General features: G+C 71.6%; 13 protein-coding genes. 10 read left to right on the top strand and 3 right to left on the bottom strand.

The window, feature by feature from the left end:
* Positions 1-179: 179 nt before the first annotated feature.
* The 4 genes from ACIOJD_RS14905 (at position 180) to ACIOJD_RS14890 (ending at position 5149) form a co-directional block, all read left to right on the top strand.
* Positions 180-674: a DUF6643 family protein gene (locus ACIOJD_RS14905; RefSeq protein ID WP_401912826.1), complete on the top strand. Its 495-nt coding sequence runs from the start codon at positions 180-182 to the stop codon at positions 672-674.
* Between the two features lie 62 nt (positions 675-736).
* Entirely contained in the window at positions 737-1687 is a 951-nt protein-coding gene (locus ACIOJD_RS14900; protein ID WP_401912824.1) for an MOSC domain-containing protein, read from the top strand.
* Positions 1688-1961: 274 nt separating this feature from the next.
* The gene (locus tag ACIOJD_RS14895; protein WP_401912822.1) at positions 1962-2570 is read left to right on the top strand and encodes a hypothetical protein; all 609 of its coding nucleotides are present in this window, start codon (positions 1962-1964) and stop codon (positions 2568-2570) included.
* Between the two features lie 155 nt (positions 2571-2725).
* Positions 2726-5149: a right-handed parallel beta-helix repeat-containing protein gene (locus ACIOJD_RS14890; RefSeq protein WP_401912819.1), complete on the top strand. Its 2424-nt coding sequence runs from the start codon at positions 2726-2728 to the stop codon at positions 5147-5149.
* A gap of 64 nt (positions 5150-5213) precedes the next feature.
* Here the strand turns inward: ACIOJD_RS14890 and ACIOJD_RS14885 are convergent, their stop codons facing one another.
* The gene (locus ACIOJD_RS14885; protein ID WP_401912817.1) at positions 5214-7706 is read right to left on the bottom strand and encodes a hypothetical protein; all 2493 of its coding nucleotides are present in this window, start codon (positions 7704-7706) and stop codon (positions 5214-5216) included.
* A gap of 278 nt (positions 7707-7984) precedes the next feature.
* Between ACIOJD_RS14885 and ACIOJD_RS14880 the strand changes: the two genes are divergently transcribed.
* Together ACIOJD_RS14880 and ACIOJD_RS14875 are read left to right on the top strand one after the other, a co-directional pair.
* Positions 7985-8869 (top strand): DeoR/GlpR family DNA-binding transcription regulator, encoded by an 885-nt coding sequence (locus ACIOJD_RS14880; protein ID WP_401912814.1) that lies wholly within the window; start codon positions 7985-7987, stop codon positions 8867-8869.
* A 35-nt stretch (positions 8870-8904) separates the two neighbouring features.
* Positions 8905-9348, top strand: coding sequence for an SRPBCC family protein (locus tag ACIOJD_RS14875; RefSeq protein ID WP_401912813.1), 444 nt, complete (start codon positions 8905-8907; stop codon positions 9346-9348).
* A gap of 99 nt (positions 9349-9447) precedes the next feature.
* On the opposite strand, the gene ACIOJD_RS14870 is transcribed toward ACIOJD_RS14875, so the two are convergent.
* A complete protein-coding gene (locus ACIOJD_RS14870; protein WP_401912811.1) occupies positions 9448-10623 on the bottom strand; it encodes a PLP-dependent cysteine synthase family protein in 1176 nt (391 codons plus the stop codon).
* Between the two features lie 188 nt (positions 10624-10811).
* Between ACIOJD_RS14870 and ACIOJD_RS14865 the strand changes: the two genes are divergently transcribed.
* From ACIOJD_RS14865 to ACIOJD_RS14855, 3 genes are all read left to right on the top strand, one after another.
* On the top strand, positions 10812-11123 hold the full coding sequence (locus ACIOJD_RS14865) for a hypothetical protein (protein WP_401912809.1): 312 nt from the start codon (positions 10812-10814) through the stop codon (positions 11121-11123).
* A 651-nt stretch (positions 11124-11774) separates the two neighbouring features.
* Positions 11775-12302, top strand: a complete 528-nt coding sequence (locus ACIOJD_RS14860; protein WP_401912806.1) for an ATP-binding protein — start codon at positions 11775-11777, stop codon at positions 12300-12302.
* Between the two features lie 218 nt (positions 12303-12520).
* Positions 12521-13444 (top strand): LLM class F420-dependent oxidoreductase, encoded by a 924-nt coding sequence (locus ACIOJD_RS14855; RefSeq protein ID WP_401912805.1) that lies wholly within the window; start codon positions 12521-12523, stop codon positions 13442-13444.
* Positions 13445-13478: 34 nt separating this feature from the next.
* On the opposite strand, the gene ACIOJD_RS14850 is transcribed toward ACIOJD_RS14855, so the two are convergent.
* The gene (locus ACIOJD_RS14850; RefSeq protein WP_401912802.1) at positions 13479-14696 is read right to left on the bottom strand and encodes an ROK family protein; all 1218 of its coding nucleotides are present in this window, start codon (positions 14694-14696) and stop codon (positions 13479-13481) included.
* Positions 14697-14791: 95 nt separating this feature from the next.
* On the opposite strand from ACIOJD_RS14850, the gene ACIOJD_RS14845 reads away from it, so the two are divergent.
* Complete coding sequence (locus tag ACIOJD_RS14845; protein ID WP_401912800.1) at positions 14792-16039, top strand: MFS transporter; 1248 nt, start codon at positions 14792-14794, stop codon at positions 16037-16039.
* Positions 16040-16062 lie beyond the last annotated feature (23 nt).

Raw genomic sequence — 16062 nt, 5'->3', positions numbered from 1 at the left:
ACGCGGGTGTAGCCCGTCCGCCACTCCTCGTTGGCCGCAGGGCCCTCCAACGAAAAGACTCCTCTGTTACGGATGCTTTAACGATGTTTGGGCAAGTCAGGCGGCAGAACGAGCATAAAACGGATACCCCCGAGACTGGGGCTCCCCAACCGGCACATCGTGGGTTTAACTTATGTCCTATGACCTCCCCCCGCGCCACCTACGGCGGCGGTTACTACACCGCGCCGTCGTTCCCGGACACCCCTATCTACGACTCGCTGGTCGCGGAGCGGGGTACGCCTCAGATCGCGCCGATCCGAGTGCCTTCCGCCTACGACACGGGCAACAGCTATCTGCCGGCTCTGCCCTCCGCGCTGCCCGCTCTTCCCGCGGCTCCTTCCCAGCCCTCTCCCGCGTACGGCGGCTATCAGCAGCAACAGCAGATGCCCATGCAGCAGATGCAGCAGCCCATGCCCTTGCAGCAGACACCCTCGCCGTACATCCCGCAGCAGGGCGCTCCCCGGGGTTACCCGGGCGGGCAGCCCCAGCAGCAGGCGCCGGCCCAGCAGCAGCGTCCGATGCCCACGAGCACGGGCTACGAGGCGATGCGCCCGGCATCCCCCCGGCCGGCCCCCGCGCAGCCCACGCAGTACGACGACCCGTACAACCGGCCCTACCAGAGCCGGGGGTACTGACCCGCGGAAGCGCGAAGTCCGAGGTCACCTGGATCGTCCGGGCCGACTGAGATGATGGCTTCATGCCAAAGTCAGCCCATCCCGCCCTGCACGCCGTACGGTTCTATCCGGTCAAGTCCATGGCCGGTTGTGCCTCCGACAGCGCCGTCGTGGAGCCCTGGGGGCTCGCCGGGGACCGACGTTGGACGCTGATCGACGCGGCGGGGAAGGCAGTTACACAGCGCCAGCAGCCACGACTGGCGCTCGTCCGCGCGGAGCCGCTGCCGGACGGCGGGATCCGGCTGCACGCGCCCGGCCTTGAGCCGCTGACCGTCACCGTGCCCGATCCGGCCGCCGGCGGCACGGTCGTGGTGGACATTTTCGGGACCAAGGTCGAGTCGGTGCACGCGGGGCACGGCAGCAACCACGCGCACGACGACCCGCGCCACGGAGACGGGGAAGAGCGGGCCGGGTTCGGCCAGGGGCTGGAGAGCCAGGAGCGGGAGAGCCAGGATCCGGACGCACGGGACGCGGATCGCAGGCTGAGCGCATACCTCGGGGTGGAGGTCCGGCTCGCGCATCTCGACGATCCGGCCCGGCGCCGGCCGATCGACCCGCTCTACGCGCACCCCGGGGAAACGGTCAGCTTCGCGGACGGCTTCCCGTTGCTGGTCACCACCACCGCCTCGCTGGACGCCCTCAACTCCCTTGTCTCACAAGGAGACCAGTCCCAGGAGGGCCCGCTGTCCATGGACCGGTTCCGGCCGAATCTCGTGGTGGCGGGGACCACGCCCTGGGCGGAGGACGACTGGCAGCGCATCGCCGTCGGCGACCTCACCTTCCGTGTCGCCAAGCCCTGTGGCCGCTGTGTCATCACCACCACGGACCAGCGGACCGCCGAGCGCGGCAAGGAACCGCTGCGCACGCTCGGCCGTTACCGCCGCTTCGGCGGCCAACTGCTGTTCGGACAGAACCTCGTCCCCGAGTCGACCGGCACGGTCCGCGTGGGTGACCCGGTGACGGTCCTCGACTGACATCGCCGGCCGGCGGCACGTCCCCGTCTCGGCGCTTCCCGGGGCCGGTGCTCGGGCGGCCGGAACTCCCCGTACCACCGCCGCGCACCCGTGTGAGACCGGTCTCCTCGGGAACACGAGGCAGCGTCCGGCCCGTTGATTGCATGCGGCACGGATTACATACGGCACGAAAATCAGAGGTGAGCTTGCTCTCTCTTCACGCCCATGGCGCGTAAACCGTGCCGTGCCGGGCCAAGACGGACACGGAGGACAGGAGAGAAGGGGGCACACGACTGTGCGGACCATCGTGGGACTCTGGCGCTGGCGGCGCAACCCCCTGCGCAGAGGAACCGATCTCATCGAGGCGTGGATCGCGCTGGCGGCGGTGCTGCTGCTCGCGCTGGCCACGCCGGTCACCGGCTGGTTCTGCGGGCGTGCCGTCGACTCGTCGCTGCGCGACACCGTACGTCTCCAGCACGAGCAGCGGCACCGGACGACCGCGGTGGTCGTCAGCCGCTCGACGGAGCCCCGCTTCACCACCTACGACACCGAGTCCGCCGCGACACAGGACGTGGGCACCCGCGTGAACGCCACCTGGCGTGCGACGGACGGCAGCGCGCACAGCGGCACGGTCTCGGCGCCGCTGTACAAACCCCGCCGGGGCGACACCTTCCGCCTGTGGACCGACGACCGGGGCAAGCAGGTGCAGAGCCCGATGAACGCGACCGGCGCCCGCACCCACGCCGTTCTGGCCGGATTCGGAGCGACCGTGCTCGCCGCCGGGCTGGTGGAGTGCGGCAGGCGGCTGATCGTATGGCGGCTCGTACAGCGACGGTACAGGCGGCTCGACCAGGCATGGGCCGCGGCCGGTCCCGACTGGGGACGTACCGGCGCGGGCAGTTAGGCCCTTACTCACCCCGTACCCACCGCTCGCGTCAACTCCGCGGTGCCACGCGCGCTACGGTGGTGCCGCCCGGTCCGCGCTCGCGACCGGGGGCCGGGGCCGGCACCCGGGACGGCAGAGCACGCACACGCACGAGGTGGGGGCACAGCAGCGCCATGGCACAGGGCACGGTCCAGGTGACGAACACCGGAACATCGCGTTGGCGGCGCCGCACAGGCGAGTACGCCTCCCTCGCCGCAGCCCTGGAGGCCGCCGGCGACGGCGACATCCTCACCGTCGCCCCGGGCACGTACCGGGAGAATCTCGTCGTCGGGCGCGCTGTCACCCTGCGCGGCCCCGAGGGCTCGCTCGGCTCCGTACGCATCGCCCCCGTCGACGGGGTGCCGCTGACCGTGCGCGCCTCCGCCACCATCCAGGACCTCCATGTGGAGGGACAGGACACGGCGGCGCCCGCGCTGCTGATCGAGGACGGCACTCCCGAGCTGACCGGTCTGCGGATCGTCACCCGCTCCGCGGCGGGTCTGGAGGTGCGCGGCGCGGCCCGCCCCACCGTCCGGCGCTGCACCGTCGACAATCCGGCAGGCGTCGGCATCGGCGTACTCGACGGAGCGGGCGGGGTGTTCGAGGAGTGCGAGATCGTCGCGGCCGGACAGTCCGGCGTCTCGGTGCGCGGCGGCGCGCATCCGCGCCTGGAGCGGTGCCGGATCCATCACGCCTCGGGCTCGGGTCTGTCGGTGACCGGCGAGGGCAGCGGTCTGGAGGCGATCGGCTGCGAGGTGTACGAGATCAAGGGCACCGGCGTGCAGATCGCGTCGCGCGGCGCGGCTCATCTCACGGACTCCTCCGTGCATCGCACGTCCGCCGACGGGATAACCCTGGACACCGACGCGGTGCTGACCCTCTCCGACTGCGACATCCACGACATCCCGGAGAACGCGGTCGACCTCCGCTCCCGCTCGGTGCTGACCCTGACCCGCTCCACCGTCCGGCACTTCGGCCGCAACGGGCTCTCCGTATGGGACCCCGGCACCCGTGTCGACGCCAACCAGTGCGAGATCCACGACAGTACGGGCGACTATCCGGCCGTCTGGGTCAGTGACGGCGCCACCGCGGTCCTCGATTCCTGCCGGGTCCACGACATCCCGGACGCCCTGTTCGTCCTCGACCGCGGTTCCCGCGTCGATGTCGTCGACAGCGATCTCTCCCAGGTGCGCAACACGGCGGTGTCGGTGAGCGACGGGGCGACGGTGCAGCTCGACGACTGCCGGATCAGGGAGGCCTCCACCGGCGCCTGGTTCCGCGACCACGGCAGCGGCGGCACGCTCAACTCCTGCACGATGGACGCCGTCCAGACCGGCGTCATCGTCACCAAGGGCGCCGATCCCACCATCGAGCGGTGCACGGTCACCTCGCCCGCCGAGGCCGGCTTCTATGTCTCGGCCGAGGGCCGCGGCACCTTCCACAACTGCCGGGTGACCGGCAGCGGCGGCTACGGCTTCCATGTGATGGACGGCTGCCGTACGACACTCACCCGCTGCCGTACAGAACGCTGCGCGCGCGGCGGGTACGAGTTCGCGGAGGACGGTCCGAACGCCGAGGACTGCACCAGCGACGAGAGCGGCGTACTGACGCCGCCCTCCCCGTCCTTGGAGCCGCCGTCCGTGCTGACCGCGACCCAGGCGTCCCCGGGCTTCCTCAGCGCGATCCCGTCGGGGCCGCCCAGCGCCGCGACGCCGCCGCCGGACACCGCGCCCGCCACCACGGTGGCGCGCGACTCCGAGGACGTCCTCGGCGAACTCGACTCACTGGTCGGCCTCGACAGCGTCAAGCGCGAGGTGCGGGCGCTCACCGACATGATCGAGGTCGGCCGCCGTCGCAAGGTCGCGGGGCTCAAGGCCGCGTCGGTCCGCCGCCATCTGGTCTTCACGGGCAACCCCGGCACCGGCAAGACGACGGTCGCGCGCCTGTACGGCGAGATCCTGCACTCCCTCAAGGTGCTGGAGCGCGGGCACCTCGTCGAGGTCTCCCGGGTGGACCTGGTCGGTGAGCACATCGGCTCGACGGCGATCCGTACGCAGGAGGCGTTCGACCGGGCGCGCGGCGGGGTGCTGTTCATCGACGAGGCGTACGCGCTCTCCCCCGAGGACTCCGGCCGGGACTTCGGCAAGGAGGCGATCGACACGCTCGTGAAGCTGATGGAGGACCACCGGGAGGCGGTGGTGGTGATCGTCGCCGGGTACACCGCCGAGATGGAGCGGTTCCTGTCGGTCAACCCCGGTGTGGCGTCCCGCTTCTCACGGACCATCAGCTTCAGCGACTATGTGCCCGAGGAGCTGTTGCGGATCGTGGAGCAGCAGTCCGAGGAGCATGAGTACCGGCTGGGCGAGGGTACGGCCGAGGCCCTCCTGAAGTACTTCACGGCCCTGCCCAAGGGGCCCGCCTTCGGTAACGGCCGTACCGCGCGCCAGACGTTCGAGTCGATGGTGGAGCGGCACGCGGGCCGGGTCGCCCAGCTGCCGGAGTCCAGCACGGACGACCTGACCCTGCTCTACGCGGACGACCTGCCCGAACTGCCCTGAGGGGCCTCCCCGTCGGAGGAGGCTGCCGGCGGCGGTACCCCTCGGTGCCTCGGCCGCTCCCCGGTCACACCTGCTCGTTCCGTTGCCGCGTCGGCTCGTTGCGCTGCTGCGGCAGTACGGGCGGTGGCAACCGGTCCAGCAGGGCGGCGCGTTCCTCGGCGAAGACGGGGTCGGCCTGGTAGTCGGAGTGGCCCAGGATCGGCTCGGGCAGCGGGTGCACCGCCGTCCGGTCGTAGGCGAGCGGGTCCATCAGCGGCCCGCGGTCCACCTCCGGGCGGTCGCCGTCGGCCGGGACCCGGACCGGGCCGCCGATCGGGTCGGTGACCCGCCACAGATTGCGCCAGCAGTGCACTTCCCGGCTCAGGTCGCGCAGCGGGCCCGCGCCGAAGTACACGGGGAACCAGCGGCCGTACAGCCGCTCCAGGGGTGAGCCGTACGTCAGCAGCGCGACCCGGTGGCGGGTGGCGGTCTGCAACTGCCAGACGGCGGCCGCCGCCAGCACGCTGCCCTGTGAGTGGCCGGAGATGACGAGCCGGCCGCCGGTACGGCGGGTCCACGAGGCGATCCGCCAGGTGAGGTCCGGGACCGCGCGCTCGGCGTAGCAGGGCGGCGCGAAGGGGTGGGCCGCGCGGGGCCAGAACGTGCCGACGTCCCAGAGGATGCCGATGGTGCGCCGGGCGGAGGCGTCCCGGTAGGCGCGGCGGCCCCAGGTGACTAAGAGTATGAAGCCGAAGCTGATCAGCCAGGAGCCCAGCGCCTGCGCGGTGTCGGCCACGGATTCGACGAGGGAGGCGGTGCCGTCGGCGGCCTGTCCCGGCACCTCGCCGCTCAGCCAGGAGCCCGCGACCGCCAGGGCACCGAGCAGCAGGGCGGCTCCGGCGACCGCCCCGACGAGCCGGGGCGCGAAGTCGGTGAGCGAGGCCATGGCCCAGGCGCCCGCGATCTGGCGGGTGCGCAGGGCGTCCGCGGTCACCTCTCCGTACTCCGCCTCGACCACCGGTTCCCGGGCGCGGGTGGTGCGTACGGTCCGTACGACGAGGAGGACGACGGGGATCAACAGCAGCACGAGCAGTACGGGGAGGGCCGCGGCCTGCCAGCTCAGCAGCACCGGAGGGCCCATGATCGCGCCCTCGCCCATGCCGGGGGTGGCGTCCCCGTCGAACCAGTCGGCGACGCGCTGGGCGACCCCGCCGGTCATCACACCGCCCAGGGCGCAGGCGAGCATGGCGACGGCGGGGCCGCCGAGGCCTCGCATCGCGGTCCTCACGTCGCGCGCGCGGCGGTGCAGGACGTGTGCGGTGACGGCGAGCGTGATGATCAGCGCCACCTGGGCCAGAGCTATCACCCGGAAGGCCAGATTGCCGGGGAGTCCGCCGCCGGAGACCCAGTCGGGCCGGGACCAGCCGGTGTGCACGAGGGCGAGGGCGAGGATCGTGACGGAGGCGACGGGCAGGTACGTGACCAGCATCCGGTCGAGGCTGCCGTCGCTTCTGCGCTCGCTGCGGCCCCTGCTGCACACCACCCAGAGCACAACGGCCGCGCAGACGGCCTGCGTTGCCTGGAGCAGCAGGCCGAGGCCGTACATCGTGGTGGTGGTGTCGGCGCGGTCGTGGTCGGTGGCGGCCGCCGTGAGCGCGGCGGCGATGGTGAGGAAACCGGCGGCGGTGTGCGCGGCGCGGAGCCGGGCGACGAGCCGGCGGCCGTACCAGAAGCCGGGGCGGGCGAGCGCGGGCCGGACCGTGATCCGGCTCTGGCCGTCCGTCGCCCCCTCGTCCCTTCCCGGGTCCTGGTCCTCCTCCGAGTCCGGGCCGTCCTCCGAGGCCGGGGTGGCCGGCTCCATGAGTTCGTCGCGGCCGTCGTCCGGGTGCGTGCGGGGGCGCTCGTGGGCGTGGGCGTGCACCCGGCCGTCGGTGTGGGCGTGGTCGTCGGTGGGCGGGCGCTGGGCCTCGTACGCGCTCCACGTCCGGTTGGAGAGGTACCACAGCAGCACCATGAGCGCGGTGGGCACCACCGTGGCGAGGGCCAGTCGCCGGCCCGGCTGCGACCACCAGCCGTGCCGCTCGGGCGAGAGGAAGCCGAGCCAGGACTGGTCCGCGACACACGCCGTCGACCCGGCGCACTGCCACGCCGTCAGATCGAGCGCGACCTCGCAGGCGGCGGCCGTCAGCAGCACGGTGAGGGTGAGGGCCACCAGCCGTACGAGCACGCCGTACAGCCGCTGGGACTTCCCCAGTCCCTTCGTGGCGGGACGCATCCAGTGGGCGAGGTTGACCACCATGAAGGGAAGCAACAGCAGCCACAGGGCGCGCGATCCGTTGCCGGAGGTGAGATTGGACCAGCTGTAGGCCTCGGGGACGGGCCGGTCCTGGTAGCGCTCCGGGTGCAGTTCGGCCTCGGCGTCGTCGGCACGCCGGTACACGGCGGCCGTCTTGTCGCCGGTGATCCTGACCGTGCGCGGATCGTTGAGCATCTCCTGCGGAGTGGTCCCGCCGACGCCGTGGACCAGCAGTTCGAGCGCGGCTCCGCCGGCCCGCGGATGTGGTGATTCTGGGGGCACTTCGGTGACTCGCTCTCCGGGTGACGAAATCGGTCTGCGCGGTACGGCACGACGGAACAGTCATCACAGTCCGGGACAACGCTTCCGGGCCGGCCACCGCGCGCCCTTGCACGCAATCTCCCCGACGTCCGCCTCCGCCAACCCCGGAGCGGGTGACCGAACCCCGTGGGAGGATGAGACCCCGTGATGATCGGACATCCACGACCATCGGCCATGGCCGTCGGCACGACGGCGGACGGACGACGGGTGCATGACAATACGGAAGGACCGGCCCGGTGGTGAGCGACAACCAGAATCTCCTTGCGGAGCAGCGCCGTTCCCTGATCCTCGACGAGGTACGCCGACGCGGCGGGGTCCGGGTCAACGAACTGACGCGCAAGCTCAATGTCTCCGACATGACCGTGCGCAGAGACCTGGACGCGCTGGCCCGCCAGGGCGTCATCGAGAAGGTGCACGGCGGCGCGGTGCCGTTGGTGGACGCGAGCACGCACGAACCGGGATTCGAGGCGAAGTCGGCGCTGGAGCTGAGCGCCAAGGAGGACATCGCGCGGGCGGCGGCGGCCATGGCCGTGCCCGGCAGTGCCATCGCGCTGTCCGGCGGGACGACGACCTTCGCCCTGGCACACCATCTGCTGGACGTACCGGATCTGACCGTGGTGACCAACTCCATGCGGATCGCCGATGTGTTCCACATGGCGCAGCAGGCCGGGGGCGTGGGCGGCCGGCGTTCCGGCGCGGCCATGGTGGTGCTGACCGGAGGGGTGCGTACGCCGTCGGACTCGCTGGTCGGTCCGGTGGCCGACCAGGCGATCGGCTCGCTCCACTTCGACATGGTCTTCCTCGGGGTGCACGGCATCTCGGTCGAGGCCGGTCTGTCCACGCCGAACCTCGCGGAGGCGGAGACCAACCGGCGGTTCGTGCAGTCCGCGCGGCGGCTGGTGGTCGTCGCCGACCACACCAAGTGGGGCACGGTGGGGCTGAGTTCGTTCGCGACACTGGACCAGGTCGACACCCTGGTGACGGACTCGGGGCTGTCGGCCGGGGACCGTGCGGAGATCGCCGAGCATCTGCCGGGACTGGTGGTGGCGGGCGGGTCGCGGGACGAGTCCCTGCCGCCGGTCGCGCGGGCCGGGCGGGATCCGCTGGACCCACCGGCTCCGTAAGAGCCGTCCCGGTTCTCCCTCCCTACGATCGACGGATGACCGTCTTCCGTATCGACCGCACGACACCGCTGTCCGCCGACGAGGCCTGGCGGCGGCTCACCGACTGGCCGGCGCACTCGGACGGGGTGCCGCTGACGAAGATCTCCGTTCTGACACCGGGGCCCACCCGTGTCGGGACGGTCTTCGTCGCCCGCACCGCGCTCGGACCGGCCGGGTTCGACGACCCGATGGAGGTCGTCCACTGGCAGCCGCCGACGGCGGGCAGCCCCGGCCACTGCCGTCTGGAGAAACGCGGCCGGACCGTCCTGGGCTGGGCCGAGATCCACGTACAGCGCGCGGAGGGGCCGCCCGGCGTCACCCGGGTGCGCTGGGAGGAGGACCTGCGGGCGGGCCCGCTGCCGCGCCTGTGCGACCCGCTGACCGCGCGCGCCGGCCGGGTGGTCTTCGGCCGCGCCGTGGACCGTCTGCTGCGCTTCTAGGCCCCGTCCGGTCGGTCTTCGCCGGGCCCGGGGCGTCCGGGGCCGATCCGACAGGACCGACCGGACAGGACCTGGCACCACCGGTGCCGCCGGTGCTGGTCACTCCGGCCAGACGCCCTGCGCCAGGAAGTGGTCGAGCGTGATGGTGTACGGGACGATATCCAGGCCCTGTTGGGCCAGCCAGGCGTCCGAGTAGTACTTGTCGAGATAGCGGTCACCGTGGTCACAGAGCAGTGTGACCACGCTTCCGGTCCGGCCCTGAGCGACCATCTCGGCCACGATCTTCAGCGCGCTCCACAGCCCGGTACCGGTGGAACCGCCCGCCTTGCGCCCGGTGGCCCGCTCCAGGGCGCGTACGGTGGCGACACTCGCCGCGTCGGGCACCTTCATCATCCGGTCGATGGCACCGGGCACGAAGCTCGGCTCCATCCGCGGCCGTCCGATGCCCTCGATACGGGAGCCTCGCTCGCTGCGCGCCAGCGGGTCGTGCCGGGTCCAGCCGTCGAAGAAACAGGAGTTCTCCGGGTCGGGGACGCAGATCCGGGTGTCGTACTGCATGTAGTGGACATAGCGCGCGATGGTCGCCGAGGTGCCGCCCGTACCCGCCGTGGCGACGATCCACGCGGGCTCCGGATAGCGCTCCAACCGCAGTTGCTGGTAGATGGATTCGGCGATGTTGTTGTTGCCCCGCCAGTCCGTCGCACGCTCGGCGTAGGTGAACTGGTCCATGTAGTGGCCGCCGGTCCTGGCGGCCAGCCCCGCCGACTCCTCGTACAGCTTCCGCGAGTCGTCCACGAAGTGGCACTGTCCGCCGTGGAATTCGATCAGCCGGCACTTCTCGGCGCTGGTGGTGCGCGGCATGACCGCGATGAACGGAACGCCGATCAGCTTCGCGAAGTACGCCTCCGAGACGGCAGTTGATCCGCTGGACGCCTCGATCACCGGTTTGCCGGGGCGGATCCAGCCGTTGCACAGGCCGTAGAGGAAGAGCGAGCGGGCGAGCCGGTGCTTGAGGCTGCCGGTCGGATGAGTCGACTCGTCCTTCAGATACAGGTCGATGCCCCACTGTTCGGGCAGCGGGAAGAGCAGCAGATGGGTGTCCGCGGAACGGTTGGCGTCGGCCTGGACTTTCCGAACGGCTTCTTTGAGCCATGCGCGATACCCGGGATCGCTGCGGTCCACGTCGACGGTGTCCCGCGTCTCGGCGTTGCCCGTCGGCCGCGCCCCGGCGCCGGAAAGCGCTGCGGTCTCGCCAGTTCTGTCTCGTTGCGTCATGCGCGCCGTTCCTCGCCTCGTCAACACCGGTCCCCTATCTCCACGGTATCCCCACGACCTGCACAAACGTTGACTTTGGGTCTCCATAGCGATGCCTTCTGGGCCCTGCCGGAACGGCGCACTGGTGCGCGGCCGCATACTTGTGCACACTTCTTTCAGGGGAACGGCGCGGAGGGGGCAAATTAGCCATGTCAGAGCCGGAGTTCAGCGCGCGCGGGGTACGGATAGACCGGTGGCCCCGCTCTCTCACCAGCGCGGGCCAGGTGCTGATCCAGGACGGCAGGCTGGCCTTGCTGACCAGCTACGGCCGGGTGATCGACAGCGCGCCGCTACGGGCTGTACGGGCCGCGAGGCCCTGGTTCGCGGGCCGCGGCAGCACGGTCGCCACCGTCAACGGAACGCGCTACCGGCTGACCATGGGGCAGCGCGGCCGGCTTCCCGACGCGACGGCCCTGGTCGGGCGCTTCATGGAGACCGTCAGCCGGGCGAGGCGCGCCTAGGGTCTTTCGTTTGGATCAGGCCGGATCAGGGAGCGGGGTCTGGTGCCGTGGATCGCAAGGCGGAGGAGTGAGGCGACGCGGAGCGTCGTGGAGCGTCGTGGAGCGTCGTGGAGCGTCGTGGAGCGTCGTGGAGCGTCGTGGAGCGTCGTGGAGCGTCGTGGAGCGTCGTGGAGCGTCGTGGAGTGACGACAACGCGGCGAGGCGCGGTGCCAGGGCACGCGAGCCCGGCAAGATCCAAACGAGAGGCCCTAGGCCCTGCCCGGCCGGCCTTCGCCGGGCCCGGGACGTCCGGTGCCGTGCCTCGCAAGGCGGAGGATCGTCCGCGTACCGGTGGTTCTCGATGATCACGCCAGTGCGACGAGCGCCCCTACCGCCCGCCGCATGCCGCGCAGAGCCGTCGCCGCAGACCTCGGGGCACGCTCGCGACAGACTCCGTGCCAGGCCGTCCCGTACCGCCGCCGCTCCGACCCCCCGCCGCCCCGGCGCGAGTTGCGAACCCCAGTCCCCTGGTTCACTCTGGTTTTTACATCACTCAGGGTGAACCGGCGGTGACGCTGTGACCCAGCCCCCGCCGGGCCGGAACAGCAGCAAGCCCGTTGCTGGATCCGATCCTTCGTCTTCTTCCGGACCTCAATTCGGGGAGTCGCAGCCGTGATCAGCCAGCCCAGCAGGCATTGCACGGTGGAGCTCAAAGCCCTGCCGTCGCGGATCGGACAGGTCCGCAGAATCATTTCCGCGCAACTGCGCTACTGGCACCTCGATCCTCTGATAGACCCAGCGGCACTCGGCGTCACCGAGCTGCTCACCAACGTCCACCGGCACGCACAGCCGGACAAGATGTGCACCGTCGACGTCGAATTGCGGCCCGAACGGGTCACGGTCTCGGTCAGTGACCACGATCCCCGGCTACCGGCGGTCAACCACGCCCTGCCCTTCGACACCTGCGGGCGCGGTCTCGCGCTGATAGCGGCGATGAGCGAGAGCTGGGGCATACGCCCCCAGGGCGACACCGGAAAGAGCATATGGTTCACGCTCCCCGCGTCGCCGGCGGCGCTGACCCTCGCGCTGCGTCCGGTGTACGGGGCAACGACCGACGGCCCCTTCCTGGGGGCGGCGGCGCTCGGCCCCGGGACCGGGGAACACGGACGTACGGCCGCCCGATCGGCCGTGTTCGGCTGACCGGGGCGCGCCCCGCGCTCTCGGCCACCGTGCCGGATCTCCCAGGGATCCGGGAGTCACCCGAACGGCCTAGGCCCTGTCCGGCCGGTCTTCGCCGGACCCGGCACCCCGCCCCGCCCCGCCCGCGCCTCACCCGGCTACCGGCGGTCTCGCCGGGGCCCGCGAGACACACCAAGGCCCAGGTCAAAGGTGATCTACCGGCCGAGCAAGATGGACGCATGGACCTTCGAATCTTCACCGAACCACAGCAGGGCGCCACCTACGAGACGCTGCTCCGCGTCGCGCGTACCGCCGAAGAACTGAACTACGGGGCGTTCTTCCGCTCCGATCACTACCTGCACATGGGATCCACCGACGGGCTGCCGGGTCCCACCGACGCGTGGATCACTCTTGCCGGGCTGGCCAGGGAGACCAGGACCATCCGGCTGGGCACGCTGATGACGGCCGGTACGTTCCGGCTGCCCGGAGTTCTGGCCATTCAGGTGGCACAGGTCGACCAGATGTCCGGCGGGCGCGTCGAACTCGGTCTCGGGTCGGGGTGGTACGCGCAGGAGCACGAGGCGTACGGCATCCCGTTCCCGAGGGAGAAGTTCGGCAGGCTCGAAGAGCAACTCGCGATCGTCACGGGGCTGTGGAGCACACCGGTCGGCGACACGTTCGACTTCGACGGCGAGTTCTACACTCTCAAGAATTCCCCGGCCCTTCCGAAGCCCGCCCAGCGGCCCGTCCCGCTCCTCATCGGGGGACACGGCGCCAAGCGGACTCCGGCGCTCGCCGGCCGGTACGCGACCGAGTTCAATATCCCGTTCGCGTCCGTGGACACCTCCGAGCAGCAGTTCAAGCGGGTACAGGCCGCCGCGGAGGCCCATGGCAGGAAGCCCGGCGACCTCGTCTACTCCACCGCGCTCGTCGCCTGCGTGGGCGGCAGCGACGCCGAGGTGAAGCGGCGGGCGGACGCCATCGGCCGTGATGTCGACGAGCTCAAGGCGAACGGTCTGGCGGGCTCCCCGGACGAGGTCGTCGAACGGCTCTCGCAGTACCGGGCCGTGGGCGCGAGCCGTACCTATCTCCAGATGCTCGACCTGAGCGACCTGGACCACCTGGAACTCATCGCGACGAAGGTCATGCCCCAGCTGGCCTGAGTGGTCGTCGAGCCCATCGAGCGGGTGAGCGGGGTCAGTTGGTGAGCGCGCCGAGCGGGTCGTCCAGTACCGGCTGCCACGCCACCTCGGCCGCGCCCACCAGACTGTTGTGGTCGAGCGTGCAGGGCAGAATCGGTACGCCGCCGCTGCGGCCCCACAGACTGCGATCGGCCACGACGGCGCGCAGCCGCTCCGGGTCGGCGTCGAGCAGTTCCTGGTGGAGTCCGCCGAGGATGATCCGGTCGGGGTTGAGGATGTTGACCAGCCCCGCGAGCCCCAGCCCCAGCCGGTCGATCAGCTGCTCGGTGGCTCCCCGTACGGCCGCGTCGGCGCGCTCGGTACGGAGCAGATCACGCGCCTGCTGGAGCAGGGAGACCTCCGGGCCCGGGGCCCGGCCCGCGGCGGTGAGGAAAGCGAGCGGGTCGGCCTCGACATCGAGGCAGCCCTTGCTGCCGCAGTAACAGGGCCGCCCCTCGGGGTTGACCGTGAGATGGCCGACTTCCAGGGCGAGGCCCGAACTGCCGGTGTGCAGGCGGCCGTCGAGGACGAGCGCGCCACCCACGCCACGATGGCCGGTGGCGACACAGAGCAGATGCTGGGCACCGCGGCCGGCGCCGTGGCGGTGCTCGGCGAGGGCGGCGAGGTTGACGTCGTTCCCGGTGAACGCGGGGCCCTCGATGCCGGCCGCGCGCACCCGCTCGACGAAGATCTCCCGCACCGGGGCGCCGACGGGCCAGGCGATATGGAGCGGGTTGAGGGCGGTGCCGTCCGGCTCGGCGACCGCCGAGGGCACGGCGAGGCCCGCGCCCACGCAGCGCCGGCCGCTGACGCGCAGCATCGCGGCTCCCGCCTCGACGACCTCGCCGAGCACCTGGGCCGGGTCGGCCGTGACCGTACTGCGAGCGGGCGTGGTCGCCACGATCCGGCCGCCGAGCCCGACCAGCGCGGCCCGGAAGCCGTCCGCGTGGACCTGGGCGGCGAGCGCGACGGGGCCCTGGGCGTCGACGGACAGCCGGTGCGAGGGGCGGCCCTGGGATCCGGCCGGCGCACCGGGCCGGGAGTCGACCCGGATCAGCCCGAGGGCCTCCAGCTCCGCCGCGACGGCACCGGCCGTGGCGCGGGTGACACCCAGCTCCGCCGTGAGCACGGCGCGGGTGGGCGCACGGCCCGTGTGAACCAGTTCCAGTGCCGGGCCGAGCGCACCCCGGCCCCTCTCCAGCCTCGTCCGGGTGGTGATCCCCTTGCCGTTCATGGAGGCGAGTCTCCCATGATCCGCAGGGGTCGCGGGCGTCCCCGGAAGGGCGCGGACGCCTTGTACGGAAGGGTTCCGGACCTTATTCTCACTTTGTGCCGCATCTGAACAAAACAACGACGGCCGCCTCGGGGAACCGCGACACAGCCCCCGCCGCCCGCTCCTCCCTGTCTCGCACGCGTATCGCGCTGACCGTCTTCTTCGCCCTCGACGGGTTCCTGTTCGCCGGCTGGGTGGTCCGTATCCCCGCGATCAAGGAACAGACCGGTGCCTCACCGAGCGACCTCGGTCTGGCCCTGCTCGGGGTATCGGCGGGCGCCGTGGTGACGATGGTGTTCACCGGCCGGCTCTGCCGCCGGTTCGGCGGCCATCCGGTGACGGTGCTGTGCGCGGTCCTGCTCTCGCTGAGTCTCGTGCTCCCGCCCCAGGCCCATTCGGCCCTGGCCCTGGGACTGGTGCTGCTGGTGTTCGGGGCCGCGTACGGCGGGCTCAACGTGGCGATGAACAGCGCGGCCGTCGATCTCGTCGCGGCGCTGCGGCGTCCGGTGATCTCCAGCTTCCACGCGGCGTTCAGTCTCGGCGGCATGGTCGGGGCGGGCCTCGGCGGGCTGGTCGCCGGCGGTCTCACACCCACCGTCCATCTGGTCGTCCTGGCCGGCGTCGGCCTGCTGGTGACCGCCGTGACCGGGCCGGCGCTGCTGCGGCACCCCGTACCCGTAGCGGAACGGGCTGCGGAGAGCGGCACGGAGCCACCTACAGGGCCGGCCTCGGCCTCTCGGCGGCCCGGCCGGCGCGGCCTGGTCCTCCTCTTCGGCGCGATCGCCCTGTGCACGGCGTACGGAGAGGGGGCCATGGCTGACTGGAGCGCGCTCCACCTCACCCAGGATCTCGACGCCTCCCCCGGAGTGGCGGCGGCCGGTTTCTCGGTCTTCGCGCTCGCCATGACGGCCGGCCGTCTCTCCGGCACCTTCCTCCAGGAACGCCTCGGCCAGACCCGCGCCCTGGTCGCGGGCGGCATCACGGCCGCGCTCGGCATGCTGCTCGGATCCCTCGCGCCGACCGTCTGGCTCGCCCTCGTGGGCTTCGCCGTGACCGGGACCGGTCTCGCCAACATCTTCCCCATGGCCATCGGCCGGGCGGGCGCGCTGGCGGGGCCCAGCGGGGTCGCCGCCGCGTCCACACTCGGATACGGAGGCATGCTGCTGGGCCCGCCCGCGATCGGTTTCCTCGCGGACTGGTTCTCGCTGCCCCTCGCCCTGACCACGGTGGCCCTGCTGGCGGCGGCGGCCTCGCTGATCGCGTACGTGGCGCGGAACGCGTCGGCCCAGCCGCCGAATGAGTAGGCATACTCAGGCACATCCGTTCG

The sequence above is a fragment of the Streptomyces sp. NPDC088116 genome (assembly GCF_044741745.1).
Taxonomy (GTDB): domain Bacteria; phylum Actinomycetota; class Actinomycetes; order Streptomycetales; family Streptomycetaceae; genus Streptomyces.
The sequence above is the reverse complement of the archived record's forward strand: the minus strand, read 5'-3'. Positions and strand labels throughout refer to the sequence as shown.

Coding starts and splice junctions, on each gene's coding strand:
- ACIOJD_RS14905 (WP_401912826.1), top strand. CDS start 180: ATGACCTCCCCCCGCGCCACCTACGGCGGCGGTTACTACACCGCGCCG.
- ACIOJD_RS14900 (WP_401912824.1), top strand. CDS start 737: ATGCCAAAGTCAGCCCATCCCGCCCTGCACGCCGTACGGTTCTATCCG.
- ACIOJD_RS14890 (WP_401912819.1), top strand. CDS start 2,726: ATGGCACAGGGCACGGTCCAGGTGACGAACACCGGAACATCGCGTTGG.
- ACIOJD_RS14875 (WP_401912813.1), top strand. CDS start 8,905: ATGACCGTCTTCCGTATCGACCGCACGACACCGCTGTCCGCCGACGAG.
- ACIOJD_RS14870 (WP_401912811.1), bottom strand. CDS start 10,623: ATGACGCAACGAGACAGAACTGGCGAGACCGCAGCGCTTTCCGGCGCC.
- ACIOJD_RS14865 (WP_401912809.1), top strand. CDS start 10,812: ATGTCAGAGCCGGAGTTCAGCGCGCGCGGGGTACGGATAGACCGGTGG.
- ACIOJD_RS14855 (WP_401912805.1), top strand. CDS start 12,521: ATGGACCTTCGAATCTTCACCGAACCACAGCAGGGCGCCACCTACGAG.
- ACIOJD_RS14850 (WP_401912802.1), bottom strand. CDS start 14,696: ATGAACGGCAAGGGGATCACCACCCGGACGAGGCTGGAGAGGGGCCGG.